Annotated in this window: 25 protein-coding genes; 4 read left to right on the plus strand and 21 right to left on the minus strand. The window is 49.7% G+C overall.

The window, feature by feature from the left end; translation table 11 throughout:
- Window position 1 precedes the first annotated feature (1 nt).
- From IE064_RS16230 to flgB, 18 genes are all read right to left on the minus strand, one after another.
- Window positions 2–454: a flagellar basal body-associated FliL family protein gene (locus IE064_RS16230; protein WP_189618754.1), complete on the minus strand. Its 453-nt coding sequence runs from the start codon at window positions 452–454 to the stop codon at window positions 2–4.
- Between the two features lie 24 nt (window positions 455–478).
- Window positions 479–1,840, minus strand: a complete 1,362-nt coding sequence (locus IE064_RS16235; protein WP_189618755.1) for a flagellar hook-length control protein FliK — start codon at window positions 1,838–1,840, stop codon at window positions 479–481.
- On the minus strand, window positions 1,840–2,163 hold the full coding sequence (locus tag IE064_RS16240; RefSeq protein ID WP_189618756.1) for a hypothetical protein: 324 nt from the start codon (window positions 2,161–2,163) through the stop codon (window positions 1,840–1,842). Before IE064_RS16240 ends, IE064_RS16235 begins: the two co-directional genes overlap by 1 nt.
- Before the next feature lie 204 nt (window positions 2,164–2,367).
- Window positions 2,368–2,754: a flagellar export chaperone FliS gene (gene fliS / locus IE064_RS16245; protein ID WP_229800110.1), complete on the minus strand. Its 387-nt coding sequence runs from the start codon at window positions 2,752–2,754 to the stop codon at window positions 2,368–2,370.
- A gap of 18 nt (window positions 2,755–2,772) precedes the next feature.
- Window positions 2,773–4,074, minus strand: a complete 1,302-nt coding sequence (gene fliD / locus IE064_RS16250) for a flagellar filament capping protein FliD (RefSeq protein WP_189618757.1) — start codon at window positions 4,072–4,074, stop codon at window positions 2,773–2,775.
- A 66-nt stretch (window positions 4,075–4,140) separates the two neighbouring features.
- The gene (locus IE064_RS16255; RefSeq protein WP_189618758.1) at window positions 4,141–5,022 is read right to left on the minus strand and encodes a flagellin N-terminal helical domain-containing protein; all 882 of its coding nucleotides are present in this window, start codon (window positions 5,020–5,022) and stop codon (window positions 4,141–4,143) included.
- A 211-nt stretch (window positions 5,023–5,233) separates the two neighbouring features.
- Complete coding sequence (locus tag IE064_RS16260; protein WP_189618759.1) at window positions 5,234–6,262, minus strand: hypothetical protein; 1,029 nt, start codon at window positions 6,260–6,262, stop codon at window positions 5,234–5,236.
- 7 nt (window positions 6,263–6,269) lie between these two features.
- Complete coding sequence (gene flgL / locus IE064_RS16265; RefSeq protein ID WP_189618760.1) at window positions 6,270–7,169, minus strand: flagellar hook-associated protein FlgL; 900 nt, start codon at window positions 7,167–7,169, stop codon at window positions 6,270–6,272.
- A gap of 9 nt (window positions 7,170–7,178) precedes the next feature.
- On the minus strand, window positions 7,179–8,516 hold the full coding sequence (flgK, locus tag IE064_RS16270; RefSeq protein WP_189618761.1) for a flagellar hook-associated protein FlgK: 1,338 nt from the start codon (window positions 8,514–8,516) through the stop codon (window positions 7,179–7,181).
- 4 nt (window positions 8,517–8,520) lie between these two features.
- A complete protein-coding gene (locus tag IE064_RS16275) occupies window positions 8,521–8,952 on the minus strand; it encodes a rod-binding protein (RefSeq protein WP_189618762.1) in 432 nt (143 codons plus the stop codon).
- Between the two features lie 11 nt (window positions 8,953–8,963).
- Window positions 8,964–10,067 carry a flagellar basal body P-ring protein FlgI gene (locus IE064_RS16280; protein WP_189618763.1) on the minus strand — a complete coding sequence of 368 codons (1,104 nt, stop codon included), beginning with the start codon at window positions 10,065–10,067 and terminating at the stop codon, window positions 8,964–8,966.
- Window positions 10,068–10,079: 12 nt separating this feature from the next.
- Window positions 10,080–10,745 (minus strand): flagellar basal body L-ring protein FlgH, encoded by a 666-nt coding sequence (locus tag IE064_RS16285; protein WP_229800112.1) that lies wholly within the window; start codon window positions 10,743–10,745, stop codon window positions 10,080–10,082.
- Window positions 10,746–10,750: 5 nt separating this feature from the next.
- The gene (flgG, locus tag IE064_RS16290) at window positions 10,751–11,536 is read right to left on the minus strand and encodes a flagellar basal-body rod protein FlgG (protein WP_189618765.1); all 786 of its coding nucleotides are present in this window, start codon (window positions 11,534–11,536) and stop codon (window positions 10,751–10,753) included.
- 26 nt (window positions 11,537–11,562) lie between these two features.
- On the minus strand, window positions 11,563–12,297 hold the full coding sequence (locus IE064_RS16295) for a flagellar basal body rod protein FlgF (RefSeq protein WP_133039693.1): 735 nt from the start codon (window positions 12,295–12,297) through the stop codon (window positions 11,563–11,565).
- 15 nt (window positions 12,298–12,312) lie between these two features.
- Window positions 12,313–13,674 carry a flagellar hook-basal body complex protein gene (locus tag IE064_RS16300; RefSeq protein ID WP_189618766.1) on the minus strand — a complete coding sequence of 454 codons (1,362 nt, stop codon included), beginning with the start codon at window positions 13,672–13,674 and terminating at the stop codon, window positions 12,313–12,315.
- 18 nt (window positions 13,675–13,692) lie between these two features.
- Entirely contained in the window at window positions 13,693–14,355 is a 663-nt protein-coding gene (locus IE064_RS16305) for a flagellar hook assembly protein FlgD (RefSeq protein WP_189618767.1), read from the minus strand.
- A gap of 13 nt (window positions 14,356–14,368) precedes the next feature.
- The gene (flgC, locus tag IE064_RS16310; RefSeq protein ID WP_189618768.1) at window positions 14,369–14,791 is read right to left on the minus strand and encodes a flagellar basal body rod protein FlgC; all 423 of its coding nucleotides are present in this window, start codon (window positions 14,789–14,791) and stop codon (window positions 14,369–14,371) included.
- A gap of 2 nt (window positions 14,792–14,793) precedes the next feature.
- On the minus strand, window positions 14,794–15,162 hold the full coding sequence (gene flgB, locus IE064_RS16315; protein WP_189618769.1) for a flagellar basal body rod protein FlgB: 369 nt from the start codon (window positions 15,160–15,162) through the stop codon (window positions 14,794–14,796).
- Between the two features lie 175 nt (window positions 15,163–15,337).
- Between flgB and flgA the strand changes: the two genes are divergently transcribed.
- The 4 genes from flgA to gss all read left to right on the plus strand — a co-directional run bounded on the left by flgA (window position 15,338) and on the right by gss (window position 18,768).
- On the plus strand, window positions 15,338–16,003 hold the full coding sequence (flgA, locus tag IE064_RS16320) for a flagellar basal body P-ring formation chaperone FlgA (RefSeq protein ID WP_189618770.1): 666 nt from the start codon (window positions 15,338–15,340) through the stop codon (window positions 16,001–16,003).
- A 59-nt stretch (window positions 16,004–16,062) separates the two neighbouring features.
- Window positions 16,063–16,353, plus strand: a complete 291-nt coding sequence (gene flgM, locus IE064_RS16325) for a flagellar biosynthesis anti-sigma factor FlgM (protein ID WP_189618771.1) — start codon at window positions 16,063–16,065, stop codon at window positions 16,351–16,353.
- Window positions 16,350–16,781 carry a flagellar export chaperone FlgN gene (gene flgN / locus IE064_RS16330; protein ID WP_189618772.1) on the plus strand — a complete coding sequence of 144 codons (432 nt, stop codon included), beginning with the start codon at window positions 16,350–16,352 and terminating at the stop codon, window positions 16,779–16,781. Before flgM ends, flgN begins: the two co-directional genes overlap by 4 nt.
- A 106-nt stretch (window positions 16,782–16,887) precedes the next feature.
- Entirely contained in the window at window positions 16,888–18,768 is a 1,881-nt protein-coding gene (gene gss / locus IE064_RS16335; RefSeq protein ID WP_189618773.1) for a bifunctional glutathionylspermidine amidase/synthase, read from the plus strand.
- Window positions 18,769–18,803: 35 nt separating this feature from the next.
- On the opposite strand, the gene IE064_RS16340 is transcribed toward gss, so the two are convergent.
- The 3 genes from IE064_RS16340 to IE064_RS16350 all read right to left on the minus strand — a co-directional run bounded on the left by IE064_RS16340 (window position 18,804) and on the right by IE064_RS16350 (window position 22,304).
- On the minus strand, window positions 18,804–19,313 hold the full coding sequence (locus IE064_RS16340) for a TIGR00645 family protein (protein WP_189618774.1): 510 nt from the start codon (window positions 19,311–19,313) through the stop codon (window positions 18,804–18,806).
- A 133-nt stretch (window positions 19,314–19,446) separates the two neighbouring features.
- Window positions 19,447–21,075, minus strand: a complete 1,629-nt coding sequence (locus tag IE064_RS16345; RefSeq protein WP_189618775.1) for a methyl-accepting chemotaxis protein — start codon at window positions 21,073–21,075, stop codon at window positions 19,447–19,449.
- Between the two features lie 17 nt (window positions 21,076–21,092).
- The gene (locus IE064_RS16350) at window positions 21,093–22,304 is read right to left on the minus strand and encodes a sensor domain-containing protein (protein WP_189618776.1); all 1,212 of its coding nucleotides are present in this window, start codon (window positions 22,302–22,304) and stop codon (window positions 21,093–21,095) included.
- Window positions 22,305–22,308: the final 4 nt, after the last annotated feature.

Raw genomic sequence — 22,308 nt, forward strand, 5'->3', positions numbered from 1 at the left:
CTTACTGTAGATAGACGTTAGTCACCAGCACCTGCTCCAGCTTGCTGTCAATTCCCTGCTGCTTGAGGGCTTCATTAAATTTCTGCAGCAATGCCTGTTGCACTTTATTCACATCTTCAAACGTCTGTTTCGCCTGTTCTCTGGAGATATTGGCAAAATACTTCACCAAGACATTGCGCAGAACGGGGGCTTGTTGATCGAGTTGTGTCAGAAAAGTTTGGCTATGAGTGGAAAGGCTGAGTTCTAACACTAAGTAACGTGAATAGTTCTCATCACTGACACTGGCGACAAACCGCGCCATTGGATAAAACAGCAACTGATGGGCTTGATCGACTGCAGCCTTATCCGAGTCTGACTGCGCTGCACCATTAGCACTTTTGCCATAATAGATGCCAGCCCCGACCCCTACCGCCAACAGCACTACAGCAAGAACAACGCCTAACAGTGACTTCATCTACTCTCTCCTAAAAACCAATATTTAAGCTTTTCTATCTAACCAACCATCCACCATCGACAGTGGCTGGTTGGCTTCTTCGGTTATTTGTAAATGGTTGACCAAAATATCGTCCTGCCAACCAGGCTGTGGTGCTTGCTGTTGCTGGCGGTTGCCGTCTCCTGTCTGCACCAACACTTCGCCACCCAGTTTGTGGGCTAGTGATGTTCTTAGTTGCTCTGCAGTTTGCAATACGGCATCTTTAACGGCCGCATGGCTGGCATTGATGTGTACGATGGTTCTGTCACCGTCAACGCTGATGCGAATGTCTATGCTGCCAAGTCTTGGTGGGTCGAGGCGGATCTGGGCGTTATGGATTTTACTGTCATATTGCAATTGCACTTTTTCGCTGAGCAGATTGACTAACTGCTGCCCAACGGCCGCAGTGGTGGATGCCCGCAGCTCTATAGCTGTTGCATTAACTTGCTCGCTGCCAGCAGTCGTTAGCAACGCTGTCGCAGGCATTAATCCGTTGCTACTACTATTATTGCTGCCCGTCACCAAGTCGGCCGGGCCCGTTGTCGGCGAACTTATCGATGCGGTGGCAGTGGCGCTGGCTGCCTGCATCAATCCAGTTAAAGACCATCCCCGAGCTTCGGCTAACGATGCACTCTGATTATTGCCCGCTGCATTAGCAGTTTGTTCGGTGCTAACACCGACGACTGAAGTCACATGCACTGATTGCTGGGGCATTGGTGTTACAGCGACCGTTTCGCTAACGCCCGCTATGGCATAGAACTCAGTTGCGTCAGTTGATGACGGTGGCGCCAAAGTCACAGTTGTACTTTCCGTTGCGACGTTAGGCGGTGTTGAAACTATCGGCGCAAGCTGCGGTGGCCATATTGCCGCAGTTGCTGACAATAAAGCGTTATCCGGTAAGATGTGTGGTGCCATTGGCCCAGCCTCCGCACTTGCGTCAGCATCGTGTGCCGTGGTGTCGGATGAGTTATCCTCAACGTTATCACCAGATGCTAAAGCCATCGGTGATAACGTTGACTCTGGAGCCGTCGGCATTGACGGTACAGCGGTTAGCGTTTGTTCAGAGACAGCAGTTTGCTCACCGGAATTGTCATCACCATTGGTTAGCGCTTGTGGCAGCAACAACAAACTGCCCACCATACTGCTTGGCAGGTTGGATGACTCACTATCAACAGGAAGTTGTGGCAATGCCTGCTGTTCACTTTCTGTGTCAGCGTCACTTTGTGCTGGCAATGACAGTGTAGGTAACACAAAACTTTCGCTTTGCTGTTCCACAATATCGCTAGATGCCATCGTGGTAGTGACCAAATTCTTGCTAACACTGGTATTGGCTGTGCTGTTACCACCCAGCATAACGGGTATTGCCATCACCATAGCCGGCCATCCACCGACGCTTGGTATGCCTCTAGGCCTTCCTTATCGGAGACATGCTGTCGCATCTTGGATTCCAGTTCGCTCTTGGCAGTATCAATCTTGCCCAGCAGTTGCCGATATTGTCTGGCAATGATGGGCTGTAGCTGTTGCTGCAATCCTTGAAGTTCTGGTGTGTTGCACACGTTGAGTAACTTAACCATACGTTTATCAAGTGCCCGAATGCGTTGCCATTGGCCGTTAGCCACTGCCAGTTCCATCTCTTTTAACAGTGTCGATATCTGTTGTCGCAACTGTCTGGCGTCCTCTGCATGCTGCACTTAATCTCTCCGTTTTATTGCGCTAAGTTGAACCCTTACACCCGCAATACAAATATCAGGCCACTTTTAATTGTATGATTATTAATGATTTTTAACTCTTTAAACATGGTGTACGGAAACATCATTTCCGCACCAGGAAGTACCGGGAAAAGTCATGATCGCTAAAAAAGCCACCGCGGTGGTGGCTGATCACGGCAAAAAGGGTTAATTCAGAGAACCCAATCCTTTCCAGCCTTGCTGCAGATTGGTCATTACCGTTTTCACTGAATCGAGATAGCTGATATCGTTACGAAAGCTGGCCTGCACCAACGATTGGCCACAATGCTGATAAAGCTGTGCCATGTTTTCTGCCAGCTCGCCACCATGTTCGCGATCTAGCGACGCTTCAAGCCCCCCGAGGATCCGTAGCAGTCTGTCAACGCTTTGCGCTTTGCGATCAAATTTCTTGGCATTGATATGCCCAACAGCGCGTTCCAGCTCATCCAGAAAACCATCGAATAGCATCAGCACCAGTTTATGCACATCGGCACCGGCGGCTTTCCCTTCTACTGCGGTCTGTTGATACGCCGCATATCCCATATCCAACATCATTACCTCCGAGAAGCAAAATTAACTTGAGAATGAAGACATACTGGATTCAAGCTGTGAAATTGTAATCTGCATCTGGGTAAACTGATTCAAATAACGCTGATACACCAACTGCATTTTGGTATCAAAGTCATCCTGTTTCTTGGAAACCGCATCCAGACTGGATTGCAGATTATCAACTTTGGTTTTTAAGAAGCCGTATCGGTCGGAGTAAGGTGCCAATGAAGTCTGCAATTTATTGACCAAGCCGTTATCACCGGTAAGCATGTTTGCGACTTGCTGAGGATCGGTGTTCAATGCGGTATCGAGACGGTCACTGTTAATGGTCAGTTTACCGGTGCGGTCAAACTCCAGGCCGATGGAATACAAGGTTTTACTGTCAAACAGCCCTTGGAAGCTACTACGCATCAAGCTTTGCAGACTTCTAGACATGCTGTCATTTTTGATACCGTCATCGGTCAGTTTCGACATCAAATTGTTATATTCGTCCACGATGTCCTGCAGATTTTCCTGCGTTTTTTCTGAGTCTTTGGCAACGTCAATTTTTACTGGGGTATCACCGCTAGCTTGCGCCTGCAGCAAGTCAATCTTCACCCCATCGATGACGTTATCTAAGATATTGGTCGCAGACGTGATAGTAATCGCTGAGCTGGAACCGAGCTGCACAATAGCATCCTGCGCCGCGGTCAGCTGCTGTGCGCCAGCAACAGCCGACGCAAAAGCCGCACCGTTAGGATCGGTACCCGCATTAAAATTCAAAGATATTTGATTAGCGGCGCCCGTTTCGTCACTGGTCAGCAGCAAAAATGTCTCACTGCCACTTTGCATTACCGTTGCGTTAACACCGCTGTTATCGGCGCTGTTATTAATAGCAGTCGCCACATCCGACAAGGTAGCTGAGGCTGGTAGGGACGATAAATCCACCACAAATTCATTGCTACCCACGGTAATACCGAGGTCGCCATCTGTTGGCAGTGCTTGTGTTGGGTCAAAACTCATTGCCAGCTGGTGAGCCTGGGCCAACTGTTGTACATAAATCTGATAAGAACCAGGTGCCGCTGAACCATCAACCGTGACGTTCATGGTGTTGCTGCTGGAAACTTTAGCGGAACTGGCCAATAAGCCATCAGCACTAAAGTCTTTCAAATGACTGACAAAATCAGTTAATGATGACTGCAGTGATTGGAACGCTTTTAATGAGGTGTTGTAACTGTTGTATTGATTCTGTAACAGGGTGTCTTTTGCAGCCCGGTCGATGGCGGTATATTGCTGAGCCAAGTAGGCCGGGTCCAGACTGGTTGCTGAGCTAGTAGAAGTTGCCATGTTTCCGTCCTGAATAAAACATCAGGGCAGCACGATACTCACTATTGTGCTGCCCTGTAGTATTGATTAACCGCGCAGCAGAGAAGCGATCATGCTGGTAGTACTGTTAGAAACACTCAGTACAGATACACCAGAGTTCATCAGCAACTGTTGCTTAGTCATGGCAGAAGTTTCTGCAGCATAGTCAGCATCCATCAGGTTAGATGCTGCGGCTTCAGTGTTTTCTTTCATGTTGGTCACGTTATTGATGCTGTGATCCATACGATTCATGCTGGCCCCCAGCGCAGAACGGGCGGAACCAATGTTGTCGATTAAGGTATCAATTTCAGTCATTGCTGTCTGGGCATTAGTCTGAGTTGTGGCAGCATCTGTATCCCAAGCTAAAGCTTGACCAGCATATGTGCCACCAGTACCAATGGCAGTGTCAATAGCGCCAATTTGAGTACTTACATCCACTGCCAAAGTTTCACTGGTAGATGCGCCAATCTGGAAAGTAACAGCGCCAGAGCCAAATTTGCCAGTTGTGGTATCTAGCAATTTAGTACCAGCACCAAAAGAAGTGTTAGCGATAATGCTCTGCATTTCTTTACCCAGAGCCTGATATTCAGCATCCATTGCTGTGTATTCTGATGAACTATTGGTACCGTTGGCAGCCTGAGTTGCAAGCTCTTTCATACGGTTGGCAATGTTGGTCATTTCATCAAACGCGCCTTCAGCAGTCTGCATCATAGACTGGGCATTGTTGGCGTTGTAGATAGCGGCTTTCTGACCAGTAGCCTGGGCATTCAAACGGTTAGCAATCTGCAGACCAGCGGCATCATCTTTAGCGGAGTTGATACGATAGCCGCTGCCCAAACGTTCCAGCGCTGTACTCAGGGCGCTGTTGGTGCGGTTCAGCTGGTTCTGGATGGAAAGGGAAGCTGCATTAGATTGAATAGATAATGACATCACTGTTCTCCTTTAGAATCGATGTTCTCTAGAAATAAGCGACCCGCTCGCGACAGAACTAAAATTTATTTTTTAGATATTTTTATAATTCTAAAAAATCTTTTAAAAACAACGAAAAATTCAACCATTTTAGTTCTTTAATTCCCCAGAAAGCAGAAGGCAAATTGTCGCTCAGGAAGAGGATTGATTGACAACTGCCTTCTGCACAAACTTAACGACTGGCAGACAAACTAAATGACACCAGATTTCGGGTGATGTTGGCCTGAGAGACCAAGATGGATACCGCATTTTGATCTGGCTGATTAAGGATCTGCTGCACCTGTTGTGTCAGTTCCTGCAACTCTTCAGCACCAGCAGGTGAACGTTGGATCTGTTGCAAACGTTGTAATATCTGCTGTCGCTGCAGTTCAATATTCTGCAATGAAGCACGGATTGATCGTTGCAACTGCGCTATCTGCTGCTGATACACATCGCTAGCAGTATTGTTGCTCTGTGCTAACTGCTGTAAAGCATCCAACGCGTGCGGTTCTTCACTGAGAGAGACAGACACCGGATTGCCGGCGGCGATCCTGACGCCCTTGCCCATCATCATCCAAGGTTCTTTCAGTGCAGAAGATGCATCTTTGGATGCAGTAAACAGTAACGTATCCCGCGCTGACACCGTCACCGCAATCTCTTGACTGGAAAAAGCCTGTTGCACTGTTTCAAGATTTGCTGACTTATCGGCGTAAGCAGGTAACGAAAACGAAACCGCTTTTCCACTGCGCCCCATCACAATGCTCACCTGTTCATCCAGCGCTTTGGGCGACAACAAGTCAACTTTGTTGGTTAGCTCCCGGGTAACAGACTGGGCTGCAGGGTCAATGCTGCGTAACTTGCCGTTAACGCCGCCTTGCTGTAGTTGCGTCTTCATCTTACTGACAGCACTGGCTATCTGTTTTGGATTAACGTCGTTAGGAGATGTCTGCTGATTAATTCGGGCACTGAGCGTCTTCAATTGGTATGACAGCTGCCTCAGCGTTCGAGCAGACTGCTCGCTATTGCCCATGGATTTTGTCACGGTTGCCAAGGCCACCCAGCGCGACAGCACTTGGTGTTGACTGCCCTTTTCCGCAGTTACTGAGGTGGACTTATTGCTGGTCGGTGTTTGCGTGTCGGCTTCAGCAACCGCTGCAGCACTGACGCGGCTTTCCTGAAGTCGCGGGGTATCTTTGATGGCTGACGGGTGAGTGACTAACATGGTGTTATCAGATCAACGAAAAGAGTGACAGTTGGCTGACGCGGTTATAAACCTTCAGTGTCGACTCATAGGAAGCAACCGATTCGTTCAGCTTTACGTATGTTTCCGCATAATTGACCTGACTGATATCGTCCCTGAGTCCCTGGGTGTAAACGGCAATATCGTCATTCCCCTGCTTGATGGATTCCAGCGAGGCACGCGTCGCCCCCACTTGGGTCAATTGGTCAGTGACACGCTGTAAAAAGCTGTTAATGCCATCCATCATGGCTCTAGATTCATCGCCGACGCTAGCATTTGCCGGATCTGTCGTCAGCAAGTTCAGGTAGCTCTGCATCTGATTCAAAAATGTCGCACTGGGGTCAATGTCGCTGCCGATCACATTACTACGGACATCAGAATCTGACGACACTGCCACCTGCCGAATATTGCTGTCGCCCATATACTGATATTGCCCAGCAAGGTCCTGCTGGAAAGGCATCACATTAGTCAAGCTACCGGAAAAGTAATAGCGGCCATCACCGTCTTTGGCGTTGAGTAAGTCCACAATGGCGGGGAATAGGACATCCATCTGCTGAGCCAACGCGGCAATTTCTGTTTCCCCCATAGAGCCATCGGCTGCCGTGGTGGTCATCTGCTGCATACTATCAAGGATATTCACCACACTGGAAAGCTGTGTTTCCTGCTGTCCCAGCGTATATTCCACATCATTCATATTGGACTGATACTGCTTGATAGAGCTGAGTTCACCGTCCAGTGTCAGTAACATTACCGAGCCAAGTGGGTCATCTGAGGGTCTCGATATACGCTGATTGTTGGCCAGTTGCACTGATAGACGGTTATAGTCAGCAGTCCCCTGGTTGATGGCGCGGATGATATTCAGATGATATTCGTTGGAACTGATTCTCATAGCGGTTCCTTAAAACATGTTCAACAGGGTTTTGAAGGTTTCATCAGCCACCGAAATCACTTTGGCATTAGCTTGATACATCTGTTGGTAATAAAGGATGTTAGAAGCCTCTTCATCGAGATTGACACCACTGAGATTGTCCCGGGTCTTGATCGCATTATCATTTAACGCCTGGGCAGTCTTAACATTGCTCTGGTTTTCGTTACTTTTTGAAGCAAGGCGCCCGATCAACAGTGAATAATCATCAGACTGATTGCCAAACACTTTGATAAGATTAGCGATGTTACCGTTATCACCCACACCGCCTGCGGCCACCCAGTTGCCACTGCCATCGTCTTTACCGCCGATAAACGCCAGTGAATCAATCGTGATACTATCGCTTACAGCAAAGGTGCCTAACGGATCATTGGCATCATAGCTGAAGAGCGGGGCCCCTGGATTACCATTTAAATCAAAGCCCTGTGCCAATACCCCATTTACCTCATCACTCAACTGACTCAGCATGGTATTGAGACTTTCTACCGTAGGTTGCAACACGCCAGTATCTGCCGCAATCAAGCCCCCCATCTGCCCGCCAATGCGGTCAGTCAGACGAAATACCTGTTTGCCTAATGTCAGCGATACCTCAGTACCATTTATCACCAATTCGGCCGCTTTGGTGCCGATCAATAATGGCGCACCATTAACGGTGGAGATATCCAAAGTGCCATCATCGTGGCTGGTGGTAGTAATCCCCATGTAGGATGACAATTGGGTCACCAGCAATTCTCGATTATCCTCTAACTCAGCCGTTGGGTCCCCTTTGGCAACGGCGATGGCGATGCGATCATTGTAATCAGCCAATTTGCGCAAGGTATAACTGATGCTGGAAGCCGTTTGGGTCATCTCTTTACTGAGCTGCTCCCGCTGATCTGTCAAAGCACCATTTATCTGCGACATCTTGTTGACCAAGGCATCGGCGCTGGACAACACTTCTTGCCGGTAAGCTTGTGATTCTGGTTCCGCCAGCGAGGAATTAAGCGCCGCGGTAACCTGACTAATGGCATCGTTGAAGTTAAGTGAGGTGGTTCCCATCAGCTCTTCGGTATACCCCAGATAACTCTGCAAGCCATTGTAATAAGCCCAATCAGAACTGGTACGCCAGATATCATCGTTATAGAAACTATTAACGACACGATCGACATTGCTGACCTTTACACCGTTCAGGCTCCCTTGCGCAGTGGCAAATTGGATCGCCTGACGGCTGTATCCTTCGGTGGCCGAGTTGGCAACATTGTTGCCGCTGACAGACAGTGCAGTATTGGCTGCATTCAGTCCGGATAAGGCATTGGACAGCAGTCCTGACATCTCACTAACTCCCCGAGTTGATGCCTCTGGCATGCAAAGGCTGAGAAAACGCGTTTCCTTCTAATGTAGGAGCGACGGTTTTTTCCGATTCCTTAAATTTATTTTCCAAGGAATGCAGTTGTCCCCCTATCTGTGCCACCATTTTTTCTGCCAGCCCTATCTGACCGGATGCGGCCATAGACTGCGCAATCTGAGCGTTGTAGATATCCTGATACATTTTCTGTTCACGGCTGGCAAACATACCATCGTCGCCACTGATTGCTTCCGTGGCACTGTGCATATTTTTCAGCACCAGCTGCAGAAATATCGCCTCAAACTGCTCAGAAGCTTGCTGCAATCCATCCGCTTCCGAAAGGTTGCTATAAATCTGATTAACCTGTGTCGGGTCAATGGCCAGCGACTGATTAAATGCAGGTGAAATTGGGTTACTCATCATCACGATTCCTACTAAATCACCACCAGTTCCGCTTCCAGTGCCCCAGCTTTATCGAGCCCCATCAAAATGGACATCAGTTCGGCAGGCGTTGCGCCCAACGCATTAACCGCCTGGACAATAGTCTCCAACGAAGTCCCCTCTGGGAATAACATCATGTTGTGACGTTGCTGATCCACATTGACGTCGCTGGCATTAACCGGCACCGTGGTGCCGTTGGAAAACGGTGCTGGCTGAATAGCGCCCTGCCGCTCAGTAATGGTAATGGTCAGACTGCCATGCGTAACGGCGGCCTTGCGCACGCGCACCATATCGTTGATGACCACAGTGCCGGTACGACTGTTAAAAATCACTTTAGGCCGCTGGCTGCCCAGTTCCACCTGAATATCCTGCAGCATTGACATGAAAGTGTTGAAATTGTTGGGATCGCGCGGTGCGCTTATCATCAACTTGCCCCAGTTCTCCGCTTTGGCGACGCCGGGACCAAACTCCTTATTGATAGCACTGACGATATTTCTGGCCGTCTTGTAATTGGGTTCTTTGAGATTCAGTACCACTTCACCAGAATCCCGGTTCCTGCCAAGAACAGCACGCTCAACCGTAGCACCGTTTGGAATAATGCCCGAGGTCGGAACGTTTACGGTAACCGATGAACCGGTGTTACCAGAGGCATTAACACCGCCAACCACCAGATTACCTTGAGCCAGGGCGTATACCTTGCCATCTATGCCCCGCAGTGGCGTCAATACCAAACTGCCACCTAACAGGCTTTTGGCATCGCCCAACGAATTTACGGTGACGTCAATCAGTTGCCCAGGGCTGCTGTCAGGTGGCAACGTTGCCTGCACCAGTACCGCTGCAATATTTTTGGTACGGGGTAAATTACTGTCATCCATCTTGACGCCGAACTGCTTCAGCATGTTATTCAGCGACTGACCAGCAAACTTAATCTGCGATTTATCACCGGACCCCGCCAGACCAACTACTAATCCATAGCCCACCAGTTGATTGTCACGAACGCCCTGCACATCGACCAGATCCAGTAGTGCCCGGCTCGAAGCTGACACCCCGCTAGATAGCAGCGCCAATAACACACCTAGGAGAAGTTTTCTTGCCATTGCCTCTTTGCCTTAAAACGGATTGAGATAACGGGTGAATAGCTTGGTCAACCACCCTGGTTCAGATGCATCTGCCAAAGTACCGCTACCTTCATAACTGATGGAGGCCTCGGCAATCCGCTGCGAGGAAATCTGATTAGTCACATCAATATCTTCTGGACGGACGACCCCAGAAAGTTCCAAGTATTCGTCACCTTGATTCAGCCGGATCTGTTTACGGCCTTTAATGCGCAAAGCGCCGTTTGGCAACACATCGACCACTCTCACGGAGATATAGCCACTGAGAGAGTTCTGTTGATTGGCTGTACTCTGGCCTTTGAAACTGGTGGCGGAGTTGGTTTGCAGCGCCATGTCGTTGGTATTGAGCGTTCCCAATAGCGGTACGCCCACATCCCAACTGCTGTCTTTGCCTAACGATGAATCAGCACTTTTACTGGACATAGTACGTTCGGCCAACACCACCGTTAATATGTCACCAACGGAGTAGGCTCGCTTGTCTGCAAACAGCGTGAACATGTAATAGTCACTGTATAATCCGCCTTCCTGGTGGTTGACTAGCTGCCCATTATCCTGAGTTGAGGCATCGTCATCAGCGGCAGCTGCTTGACGGCCAGCGCCGGACGGGGAACTACTACAGGCACTTAGCAGTAATAAGACCAACAGCAATAGATAGCGCATAAGCATCACATGCTCTGGTTAACAAATCGCAGCATTTCATCTGCGGCAGAAACCACTTTGGCATTCATTTCGTAGGCCCGTTGCACGGCGATCATATCCACCATTTCATCAACCACACTGACGTTGGAACCTTCTACCGTAAACTGCTGCAATTGCCCTAACGCATCTTCACCTGGCACCCCTTCAGTCGCTTCACCAGAGGCCGCAGTCGCACGATAAAGGTTACCACCTAACGCTTCTAAGCCAGCCGGATTAACAAAGTTCACGGTAAGAATTTGCCCCAGTTCCTGCGGTTGATTGTCACCCGCCACCACAGCGGTCACCGTGCCATCTTTGCCAATGGTCACCTTAGTGGTATTGGCCGGAACGGTAATATTCTGCGACAGCGGTAAACCATCACTGTTCACCATTACCGAGTCCGAGTTCAGCTGGAACTGGCCGTTACGGGTATACAGCGTTTCGCCATCTGGACTGTCTATCTGGAAAAAGCCTTGCCCAGTGATGGCAATATCCAGTGGATTACTAGTGGTTTCAGAGGGGCCTTCAGTAAACTGCTTCTGGGTACCATTCACACGAACCCCGGTGCCCAATTGCAACCCGGCGGGAATTTCATTCAACGCATCGGCCTGGGTTCCCGGCTGGCGCTGCACCTGATAAAACAGATCCTGAAACATCGCCCGGTCTTTCTTAAAGCCAACGGTACTGACGTTTGCCAGGTTGTTGGATATGGTGGTCATTCGCAGATCCTGTGCTTCCAGACCCGTTTTACTGACCCACAGTGCTGAATTCATGTGGTAAAGCTCCTTGTTGCTCGCGCTTATGCTTCGCCGCGAATTAATCGGTCACCGGAACTGGCCAGATCTTCGGCAACCTTCATCATTTTGATATTCATCTCAAACTGACGGCTGATATTCATGGTCTTAACCATCTGTTCAACCGCATTAACGTTAGATCCTTCCAGTTTGCCGCTAACCAGCGTCACCGCTTCATCGCGATTGAGTTGCTGACCATTGCTGTCACGCAGCAAACCATCGCGGCCTTTCACCAGATTATTGTTGGCACTGACCAACTTGATCTGGGCTTCCTGCGCTATCAGTCCGCCACCCACAGGGGTGAGATTGATAGTGCCGTCGGGGCTGATATCAATATCGCCAAATTGCGGCAACTGGATGGGGCCACCGCCTTCCCCTAGCACCTGCAAGCCATTTACCCGTAAAAAGCCATCACCATCGACCTGCAGATTACCGGCACGGGTATAGGCTTCATTACCGTTGCCATCAAGCACGGCCAAATAGCCGGACTCACTCAAGGCCACATCCAGTTTGCGACCGGTGTCCATCATCGGTCCTTGCGCCAAACTGGTGACGGCAGGTGTCAGCTGTGCCTGATAACGGGTGCGAAAGCCATCGCCACCCACCATCATTGACTGCGCTTGCTCCAAGTCAGCGCGGAAACCAGCCGTATTCACATTCGCCAGGTTGTTTGCCACCACCTGTAGTGCTTTGTTATTTAACTCTGCACCGGAAACCGCGGTATATATCAAGCGTTCCATTCAGGGTTAGTTCCTCTAGGTCGCATTAAACAGCACTTGCATCATGTCGTTAGCCGTGCTGATGGTTTTCGCGTTAGCTTGATAGTTTTGCTGGAAAGAGATGAGGTCGACCAATTGATCACTAATATCGACGTTCGAGCCCATGTACTGCCCAGACAGCAACTGTCCAACAGTACCGTTATCAGCAGTGGTATAAAGCGGATTGCCTGATTCGGCGGTGTTATACCATACGGTATTATCACCTTGTTCAAGTCCATTCACGTTAGCAAAGGTCGCTAACACCAGTTGCCCCTGCAGTTTGGACTCACCATTGGTAAAGGTGGCGTACAACTTACCATCAGCGTCCACGGTCACCCCGTTAAATTCACCAGAGGTGTAACCATTGGCATCGTTGTTGTACATCGCAAAGCCACTACCGAACTGGGTGCTTTGTTTCATATCGATTGTCAGGCTGACATCACCAGCACCGTTCGGATTGCCGTCCTTGTCCAACGGGCTAAAGGTCAGCTGAACTTGACGCATACTGTAGGGGTCAGTGCTATTACTGTCAGGAACTGTGCCTGGAGTAAAGCTGCCATCGAGGGGCAGCATCTGACCATCAGTACCAAAGGTGATAGTCACAGCCCCTGCCGCTGTGGTCGCGCCATCCACAGTCACATTCTGCGAACCGACTGTTGCACCGCCGGGCAGACCGAGCTGCGTGGCAGTCAGAGGTTGACCATCCACAAAGTACATGGTCTGCCATTCGTTAGAACCGGTATGGTTGTAATACTGAGTCAGCACATGACTATTACCGAGAGAATCGAACACTTCAGTCGACTGGGAAAAGTTATAAGCCGAGCCATCGGTGGGATCAAAAGTGTCCGGTGCCGTCGGGTAAGGAATGACATCGCTGGCAGAGCTGAAATTGCCAGAAAAGGTGACTAAGTCGGATGCCTGCGCGGGAATGTTGCTGCCTTCAATCTTAAGGTCGGTGAGAACCCCCGGCACAATGTTCGGATCCGTAGCGTCGTCGACACCGTACCCCTGCAGCTTGGCACCACTGGCATTAGTGATATACAACTGATCATTGAGCCCAAACTGGCCGGCCTGGGTGTAAGCTTCGCGGCCGTTAGCGGACAGCACAAAAAAGCCTTTCCCGGTAATGGCCAGATCCAGATCTTTATCCGTTTTCACCAAATCACCGGTGGCAGTAAAATCTTCTTTGATATCAGCAACTTTAACGCCACCGCGTTGACCACCATTGTACACTGCTGCAAATTCGGTACTGCCAGCTTTAAAACCGGAAGTCGACGAGTTAGAGATGTTGTTACTGGTGACTTCCAGTGCCGTCTGAGTGCTTTTCAGGCCACTCAGGCCAATTTGAAACATCGACATAATTAGCGTCCTTAGTGGTTAGCTCTGAGTGACTAACTGATTGATATCAGACAAATTAAAATTACCCAAACCATTTACTTGCAACAAAATATCTGCCGCAGAATTACCGACTGATACGCGCTCAACCTGCCCACTCAGCCAGGGTTGTAGGTTAGCGGTCAGGCCATTGGACTCTGCATAAACCTTGACGGTATAGACACCTGCATCCTGATCCTCAAATTGGAAGTTGAGGGTTCCCTCGCCGCTGTATGGCAACTGCTGTTGTTCGATAAGTTCACCATCAGCGTTATAGAGTTGCGCGGTGACCGAATCTACCGCCGCGGACAAATTCACCTGTCCTTTAATATTTCCAGGTTGTTCGAGCACCTGAGTATTGGTCTGAACGTTTACATCCGTACCTACCAATTTGGTTGCTTCCAACACTTGCAGACTATTCAGCGATGTTTGATTGGCCGCCGTGTTCTGTTTGATGCTTTGCAACGACTCTAAACTGCTGAACTGTGCCAACTGGCTAACAAACTGGGTGCCATCTTGTGGATTCAGCGGATTCTGATGACTTATCTGTGCGACCAACAAATTGAGGAACATGTTGGATAGATCTTCGCCATTACTGGCAATCATTGGATTGCTATTGCTAGTCGCAGAGGAAGATGCGGCCCCGGTTACACTATCAACACTCATTTTCAGCTCCTGCTCACTGGCCCAGTTTTAAAATGCTTTGCTGCATACTGGTGACCTTGCCCATGACTTCCACAGAAGTCTGGTAACTACGGGACGCCGACATCATGTCAGCCATTTCTTCCAAAGAATTCACATTGGAGTAAAAAACATAGCCATCCTGATCCGCCAGTGGATTATTCGGTTCATAACGTTGTTCAACTGGTCGGTCTGACGAAACGACCCCCAACATACGCACACTGGCAGCAACACTGCTGTTATCCTCACCATTCCCTGCCTGATAAAGTGCCGAAAACACTGGTTTCAGAGCATGATAGGCGGTATCGGCACTAGGTGCGGCAGTGTCAGCGTTCGCTAAGTTAGAGGCGATAGTATCCAGGCGCATTACCTGTGCATTCATGGCACTGCCACTGATGTCATAGATATGGTTGAAAGACATGACTATTTTCCTTTAATGGCACTGTACAGCCCGTTAATCTTCATATTGAGAAACGTCAGGCTGGTCTGAAAATCCATGGTGTTTTTGGCAAAATTGGCCTGCTCAACGTTTAACTCAACACTGTTGCCATCCGCTGATGGCTGATAGGGAATGCGATACATGAGCGGATGTTCGTTCATATTCAGTCGCGCATCTGAGGTCATTTGTACCTGCTGTTGCACATCCTGCATCACACTGTTGTAATCAATATCCCTGGCTTTGAAGCCCGGGGTATCTACATTGGCGAGATTGCCTGCAATAATTTCGGCTCGCTCTAAACGCAGTTGCATTGAGTAGGGATGTACACCGAATGCGTTATCAAATGGTCCCACTGTGTTGAACCCTGTTCAGGTATGAATCTTGCCTTCTATAAAACAAGCTTTATGCCATAAATTAAAACCTTTAAATATCAACATGATAAAATTTAAATTTGGAAGAAATCAGTATCATAAGGAAACATTTTTTCCGCTACGGAAGCGATACTGGCTACTGTTTCCGCTACTGCTAGTGCCACCTGCGCAGGCGACTTCAGCGCTTGCTGCCGCATTACAACAACATGTAGAAAAAGAGCTTACACAATATGGCCAGCGGCTAGGGATCCGCAGTCAGAAGCAACAGATTGAGCTGCATTTTTCCGGTGGTGCAGAACAACAATCCTGCAGTCAATGGCGTTTTGAGCGACCACAAGCAACCGAACCGCCGCTGGGGCGTTTGAGTTATCGCATAGAATGTCTGGCCCCGGTCACTTGGACCGGAAGAGCTACAGCAGAAGTGAAATATTGGGCTAAGGTGGTGGTGGCCGCCGCCCCGGTGGCAAAGGATACGCAGCTAAGTCAATCGGTATTGAAGCTACAGCTACAGGAGCTGGGAAGCTTAAGCAGAACACCGCTGTTTCACCTCAACGATGCTATCGGCCAAGTCACCAAACGCCGACTCAACCGCGGCGCAGTGGTATCACCATTCTTACTGGAAAATCCGTATGTTATCAGTCGTGGCGATCTGGTGACCATGCGCATCACAATTAACGGCTTTGCCGCTGTCACCAAAGGCACAGCGCTAGAGGATGCCCGCAAAGGTGAGCGCCTAAAAGTACAGAACAACAGCTCCGGTAAAGTGCTACAAGGGGTAGCAGAGGGCAGTGGTTTAGTGGAAATCGACTTCACAGCAAAATAATTTAAGTTTGTGATAAATATGGTCGCCTGTTACTCATAGACCCCCAGGAGATTAACCTTATGAAGATAAGCAATCAGGGCATTATCCCGCTGGACAACCTGAAAGCAGATACCCCTAACACAGGTAAAGGATCACAGCCGGGTAGTGGTGAGGTGTCCAGAAACAATGCTAATACTGCGCAGTTAAGCGCCCTGAGTCGTTCTGCGAGCGATGTTTATGCTGGCTTGTCAGAACGGGATGAAGTGGATATGGACAAAGTAATGGCGATGCGCAATGCCATTGAAAATGGTGAACTGCCACTGGATGAAGAGGCTTTAGTCAACGCCATCATGGATATGCATCGGCTATGACCATCAACAATCTCAAAGCGTTTTTTGACAGCATGGGACAAGATGTGGCACAGCTGAATCGGCTTATCGGCCATATGGATAACCAATATGAATTACTTAGCAGCCGGCGTGCCGAAGAACTGAACTGGCTCAACCAGCAGATCATTACACTTATTCAGGATTTGCGTCAGTCAAATCTCGAACGTGAGCAGTTTCTACAGCAGTTAGGTTTGCCAGCAAATCGAGCGGGGTTAACGTTACTTCAGGAAAAGTTACCTTCCCCCACTCGCGAAAAAGTGGGGGAGTTAATACAAGAATTAAATCTGAAAACTCAAACCTGCCACATGATGAATGAGCGTGCAGGCAAACTGCTGGCCACCCAACGCCGCTTTATGACCCGCTTCTTTGGTCTGCAGGATCAACAGGCATATCCCGATTTTCGCGTCTGACGGTTGTGCCGTCAGCACCGCACAAACATTTATCTCCAGCTATTCCCCCGCTATTGTAACAGCGCTATGCTGCGGCCAAAGACATTCAAGCCAAAGGAATACAGGTTTGCATAAGTTACAGTTTCCGCCGGAACCGTTCGGAACAGTGCTCGGACACGCGCCCGGAGGCGTTGCCATATACTCCAGTGACTACCACAGCGCCGATCCGGTGCAGTTTCGTGATCATAGCGCCTACCGTAGTTATATCGGTAACGAATACATGGGACACAAATGGCAATGTGTGGAATTTGCTAGGCGTTGGTTGTACCTCAACCGTGGGCTGGTATTTACCGATGTGCCTATGGCCTACGATATTTATGCCTTAAGACACCTGCGCCGGGTCGAAGATGACGGACTGCTACCACTGCAGGCTTTTGCTAACGGCAGCCAGAAAATGCCAGAAGCTGGTGCGCTATTGATCTGGGCGGCTGGTGGAGAATTCGATGTTACCGGCCATGTTGCGGTGATTACTGAAGTGCTACCGGACCGCGTACGGGTTGCCGAGCAGAATCTGGAGCATTGCAAATTACCCCCCGGACAGCAATGGTGTCGCGAGTTACAGCTCGAACGCACAGATAATAATGGCTATCGCATCGTCGAAGGTTTTTGTGACACCCGTATTCTTGGCTGGATGATCCAGACCGATGACACGACTTATGCCGAACCTGCACATCGGACCGACCCCAAGCTGTTCGACTTAAACAGCCGCAAAGTCGCTGATAGAGGACAATTCAATACCCCTTGGCTGGATCAACAAGACCCCCTGCAACTGGCGTTTGTGCATGCCATGGGGGGACATTTCCTCACCGACAAAGCCACAGAGCAATTTCGCTATTTCCGCATGTCGGAAACCGCGGAACGAGAGCTTATCCGCGCTACCAACGAGCTACACTTGATGTATCTGCATGCCACGGAGCAGGTACTGCGCGATGACGAACTACTGACAAACTTCAACATTCCTAAAGTGTTGTGGCCACGCTTAAAGCGCTCTTGGCAAACTCGGCGCCACCAGATGATCAATGGTCGGTTTGACTTCTGCCTGTCCCACAAAGGGCTTAAGGTCTACGAATACAATGCGGACTCCGCCTCCTGCCATACAGAGGCGGGGCTGATCCAAGGATTATGGGCCAAACAGGCTGGCGCTGTGGACGGCGAAGATGCCGCCGAAGGACTGCTATCAACCTTAGTTGAAGCCTGGCGCCACAGCGATGCCAGCGGCATGGTGCACATTCTTCAGGATGACGATAAAGAAGAAAACTATCACGCACTGTTTATGCAGCGGGCGATGACTAAAGCCGGGATCAGCAGCAAGATTGTACGGGGATTGCAGCGACTGCATTGGAATGATGCCGGAGAAGTGGTCGACGAAGCCGGTGAAACCATCAACTGCGTCTGGAAAACTTGGGCTTGGGAAACGGCACTGGAGCAAATTCGCGCCGAATGTGAAGACGATGACCGCGCGCCGCCGATCCAGACCGGAGCGCCCAACACCCCGGTACGACTGGTCGATGTGTTGTTGCGCCCCACAGTACAGGTTTTTGAACCATTGTGGACATTGATCCCCAGTAATAAGGCGATTCTGCCAGTGCTATGGAGTTTGTTCCCGCAACATCGTTATCTGCTGGACTGCGCCTTTGAACTAACAGACGAGCTTAAGCAGCATGGTTATGTGATTAAACCGATTGCCGGGCGCTGTGGCGACAACATCAGTCTGGTGGACAAACATGAGCAACAGCTGGGACAGACTGAAGGCCGCTTTGCCCACCAGCAACAGGTTTATCAGGAGTTATGGCGGCTGCCGAAAATTGACGGCTACCGAGTGCAAGTTTGCACCTTTGCGGTAGCGGGGAGTTACGGTGGCAGTTGTGTGCGGGTCGATGATTCGCTGATCATCACCACCGACAGCGACCTGTTGCCGCTGCGGGTAGTGCCTGATGATCAGTTATAACAAGAACATTTAAGTCGCTAAATGCTCGCTGACCGTCAGTGTTTTTTCTCGCGGTCGGCGATAGCATCTGTGACGGCAAATAACACGCCGGAAACCACAAATGTCAGATGAATGCCGACCTTCCAGCCCAATACATCGCTGCTGAGTTCGCCAGCAGCCACAAAGGCCTTGAGCAATTCAACCGCCGAAATAGCTACAATGGCACCAATCAGTTTCAATTTGAGATCAGCAAAACCAACTTTGCCCATCCATGCCGGACGATCTTCGTGATCATCGACCGACATTTTTGACACGAAGTTCTCGTAACCGCTGAAGGCAATAATCAATAACAGGCTCGCCAACAAGGCACTATCCACCAAGGTCAGAATACTAACGATTGACTCTTCCGGCGTGCCACTGAGGATCCCCGCTAGCAGATGAAACAGCTCTTTAACAAACTTCACCAGCAACGCTAGTACCGCCAGCATCAACCCGAAAAAGAACGGCGCCAGTAACCAGCGCGAACGGAACAACAGCTGCTCGAGAGCAATTTCGAGTTTAGACATAATTATCACACCTTTGACATAAAGAGATTCAAGGAAACACCGAGGCAATATTACTGATTTGTTTACTTTCAGCAAGCTACCTGGTGCTCTCTGCGACCGCTTTAAGCGCAGTGTGGTCAAGTGATACCGACATCTAATATTTGAAGTGCGATATCAACTCATTTAACTTTTCTGCCAGCCTAGCAAGTTCAGCACTTGAGGCACTTGTTTGTTGTGAACCGGCCGCCGTCTGCACCGACAGATCCCGGATAGACACCAGACTACTATCTACGGTCCGGGCAACCGTGGCCTGCTCTTCTGCTGCTGCCGCAATCGTCAAGTTCTGCTGACTGATATCGTTGATCAGCGAAGCAATCTCTGTCAGCGCCTGCCCAGCTTCGTTGGCAACCGTCAGTGTTTCCACCGCACGAAGGTTACTCTGTGACATATTATTTACGGCATTGGCGGTTTCGGTTTCAACGGACTTAATCATGGTCTCAATTTCGGAGGTAGACTCCTGTGTCCGATAGGCCAGCGCCCGCACTTCATCGGCTACCACCGCAAAACCCCGCCCCTGTTCTCCGGCTCGTGCCGCCTCAATAGCCGCATTCAGCGCCAGTAAATTGGTTTGTTCTGCCACACCGCGAATAACATCCATCACCGAACCAATATCCTTCACCCGCTGCGCCAACTGGCTGATCCCGGTGGAAGATTGTTTGATGCCCTCAACTAAAGCCTCTATTGTCTGAATGGTCAGGTTGACTTTGTGCTGCCCTTGGGCGGTTTTTTCATTGACGAGATTGGAATTGTCAGAGGTTGTGGCAGCGCTTCTGGCAACATCATCAATGGCAACGGTTAGTTCATTTACCGCCGATGCCGCCTGCTGCAACTGGTCACTCTGTTCGGTAGTGATTTGTGTCGACTGGCCTGTCACCACACTTAGTTCTTCAGAAGTCGTGGCCAATTGGCTGGAAGAATCGCCTATGGTGTGCATGGCATCGCGCAACTTATGCTGCATTTGTTTGAGTGCGGCAATCATGTCCGCGGCTTCATCATGACCATCGTCGCTAAATTCCAGCGTTAGATTTCCCGAAGAGATGGTCCGCGCAACGTCAACCGCTTCGCGCAAAGGCGTGATCAGGCTGCGGCTGAACAACCACGCCAGTACCAATACAATCGCCAGTGCCACCCCAGCCCCGACGACTAAAGCGGTTCGAGCTTTAGCGAACACATTGAGTGCCTGTGATGAAGCGGCGGACGCCTGCGCTATCTGATGCGCTGACAGCTCATTCAATGCCGTAACCAGACGCGCTGAAATCGGCTGAACATCTTGGCTGCGCAACTGAATCGCATCGTCTACGCTCCCCTGTTGTATCAGCGTAACTATCTGATGTACAGCAGCAATATAGTTCTCTCTTAACTCAATAACTGATGTAAATAGTCGCTTGGCGTCGTCGGTCACCATAAAGTGTTGCAACTGCTGTTCCGCAGCACGTAGTTTTTCAGACCACTGGCTTATATCGGCCGATATTCTCGCGATACTGTCGTTATCATTGCGATTAAAAATATCGCTGGCACTTATCCGTAAGCTGAGAAAATCCCGCTGCATCTCGCCCGTCTTGGCCACTGCAGGTAACCATTGCTGGCTGATGACATCAATATCGTCTTTCAAGATGCTCAGTTGCATTACCGCAAACAACCCCAGCAGCAATGTCACGGCACCCAGCAAACCAAAAGAGAAAAATGAACGTTTAGCAATCCCGACCGCGCGAATCATCGACATCTCACAACTCCGTATTCTTAATGGGAAAGGACCCAGAGCTCGAACTGGGAAACATTCAGCGGGGCGGAAAACAGATAGCCCTGCGCAACATGAAAGCCCAACGCCTTCAAGATCTGATATTGTTTTTCTGATTCAACCCCTTCTGCGACCACTTGTAGCTTCATGCTCTTGCCAATCTGCAGTGCCGCCTCACTAATTGACCGAGCAATGCCACTGGTCTCAATATGCTCTATCAGGCTCCGATCTAGCTTCAACTGGCTCACAGGCAGTGTCTGCAAGCGGCTCAGATTGGAGTAACCGATGCCGAAATCATCGACAGACAGTTGAATGCCGTTAGCGTGCAATTTATTAATAACGTCCTGCACAATCGGTTCGTGCTCGACAAATCCACTTTCAGTGATCTCAATGATCACGTCATCGGTGGTCAACTGACTTTCCTGCAACACTTGGGAGATCAATTCAGGTAACGCCGGATAGCGTAAATTCACTGATGACAAGTTGACAGAAATAGCCGGGATAGATAATCCCTTAGAACGCCACTGCAACAGTTGCTGACAGGATGCTCTTAGCACCCAGAGATCAAGGTCAGTGATGATTCCCACCGATTCTGCCAGCGTGATGAATTTGTCCGGCGGGATCATGCCATATTCGCAGTGAAACCAGCGGCAGAGAGCCTCTACACCACAGACACTGCCCGCATCAATGTCAATTTGCGGCTGAAAGTAAAGCTGTAACTGTTGTTGTGCAATGGCCTCGCGTAAGTCGTCAGCCAGTGACAGATGGCTGGTTACAGCTCCTGTTTGTTCCTGAGAGTTGGCATTAGCGGGTCTAAACGAGAGTAACTTACAATACTGCGGTGACACGGTGCTTCTGGGAAGTGCTAACGGATAACTGTATTTGACGATGAGCAAGTAGAGCGTCTGTTGCTCGCATTGCAGTTTGGAGACCGACATAACAACTTTGCGATATTCGCCATTGCCCTGTCGCAGTTTCACATCAACAATCTTGCCGACCACCTGACTTAACGGTAGAGATATGCGGCTTTCAGACTCGTCCAGCAATTGGAAAATGGATTCACCGAGCAACTGTTCAGACTGATAACGCCAGCGCTTCAACGCTGGTTTATTAACTAAAAGAATATTACCGACAGCATTCACCACCACTATGCTATCAGTAAGTTGTTCCAGCAATTCGTATTCCCGCCGGAGAGTACTACTATTACCCAGCACATTG

Origin of the sequence: Shewanella fodinae (assembly GCF_014651955.1) — a bacterium.
GTDB lineage: Bacteria > Pseudomonadota > Gammaproteobacteria > Enterobacterales > Shewanellaceae > Shewanella > Shewanella fodinae.

What these genes read in the sequence shown, in the direction of transcription:
- IE064_RS16230 (WP_189618754.1), bottom strand. Translation starts at nt 454, where the DNA reads ATGAAGTCACTGTTAGGCGTTGTTCTTGCTGTAGTGCTGTTGGCGGTA.
- IE064_RS16235 (WP_189618755.1), bottom strand. Translation starts at nt 1,840, where the DNA reads ATGGCAATACCCGTTATGCTGGGTGGTAACAGCACAGCCAATACCAGT.
- fliS (WP_229800110.1), bottom strand. Translation starts at nt 2,754, where the DNA reads ATGATGTTGGATATGGGATATGCGGCGTATCAACAGACCGCAGTAGAA.
- fliD (WP_189618757.1), bottom strand. Translation starts at nt 4,074, where the DNA reads ATGGCAACTTCTACTAGCTCAGCAACCAGTCTGGACCCGGCCTACTTG.
- IE064_RS16255 (WP_189618758.1), bottom strand. Translation starts at nt 5,022, where the DNA reads ATGTCATTATCTATTCAATCTAATGCAGCTTCCCTTTCCATCCAGAAC.
- IE064_RS16260 (WP_189618759.1), bottom strand. Translation starts at nt 6,262, where the DNA reads ATGTTAGTCACTCACCCGTCAGCCATCAAAGATACCCCGCGACTTCAG.
- flgL (WP_189618760.1), bottom strand. Translation starts at nt 7,169, where the DNA reads ATGAGAATCAGTTCCAACGAATATCATCTGAATATCATCCGCGCCATC.
- flgK (WP_189618761.1), bottom strand. Translation starts at nt 8,516, where the DNA reads ATGTCAGGACTGCTGTCCAATGCCTTATCCGGACTGAATGCAGCCAAT.
- IE064_RS16275 (WP_189618762.1), bottom strand. Translation starts at nt 8,952, where the DNA reads ATGATGAGTAACCCAATTTCACCTGCATTTAATCAGTCGCTGGCCATT.
- IE064_RS16280 (WP_189618763.1), bottom strand. Translation starts at nt 10,067, where the DNA reads ATGGCAAGAAAACTTCTCCTAGGTGTGTTATTGGCGCTGCTATCTAGC.
- IE064_RS16285 (WP_229800112.1), bottom strand. Translation starts at nt 10,745, where the DNA reads ATGCGCTATCTATTGCTGTTGGTCTTATTACTGCTAAGTGCCTGTAGT.
- flgG (WP_189618765.1), bottom strand. Translation starts at nt 11,536, where the DNA reads ATGAATTCAGCACTGTGGGTCAGTAAAACGGGTCTGGAAGCACAGGAT.
- IE064_RS16295 (WP_133039693.1), bottom strand. Translation starts at nt 12,297, where the DNA reads ATGGAACGCTTGATATATACCGCGGTTTCCGGTGCAGAGTTAAATAAC.
- IE064_RS16300 (WP_189618766.1), bottom strand. Translation starts at nt 13,674, where the DNA reads ATGTCGATGTTTCAAATTGGCCTGAGTGGCCTGAAAAGCACTCAGACG.
- IE064_RS16305 (WP_189618767.1), bottom strand. Translation starts at nt 14,355, where the DNA reads ATGAGTGTTGATAGTGTAACCGGGGCCGCATCTTCCTCTGCGACTAGC.
- flgC (WP_189618768.1), bottom strand. Translation starts at nt 14,791, where the DNA reads ATGTCTTTCAACCATATCTATGACATCAGTGGCAGTGCCATGAATGCA.
- flgM (WP_189618771.1), top strand. Translation starts at nt 16,063, where the DNA reads ATGAAGATAAGCAATCAGGGCATTATCCCGCTGGACAACCTGAAAGCA.
- flgN (WP_189618772.1), top strand. Translation starts at nt 16,350, where the DNA reads ATGACCATCAACAATCTCAAAGCGTTTTTTGACAGCATGGGACAAGAT.
- IE064_RS16340 (WP_189618774.1), bottom strand. Translation starts at nt 19,313, where the DNA reads ATGTCTAAACTCGAAATTGCTCTCGAGCAGCTGTTGTTCCGTTCGCGC.
- IE064_RS16345 (WP_189618775.1), bottom strand. Translation starts at nt 21,075, where the DNA reads ATGTCGATGATTCGCGCGGTCGGGATTGCTAAACGTTCATTTTTCTCT.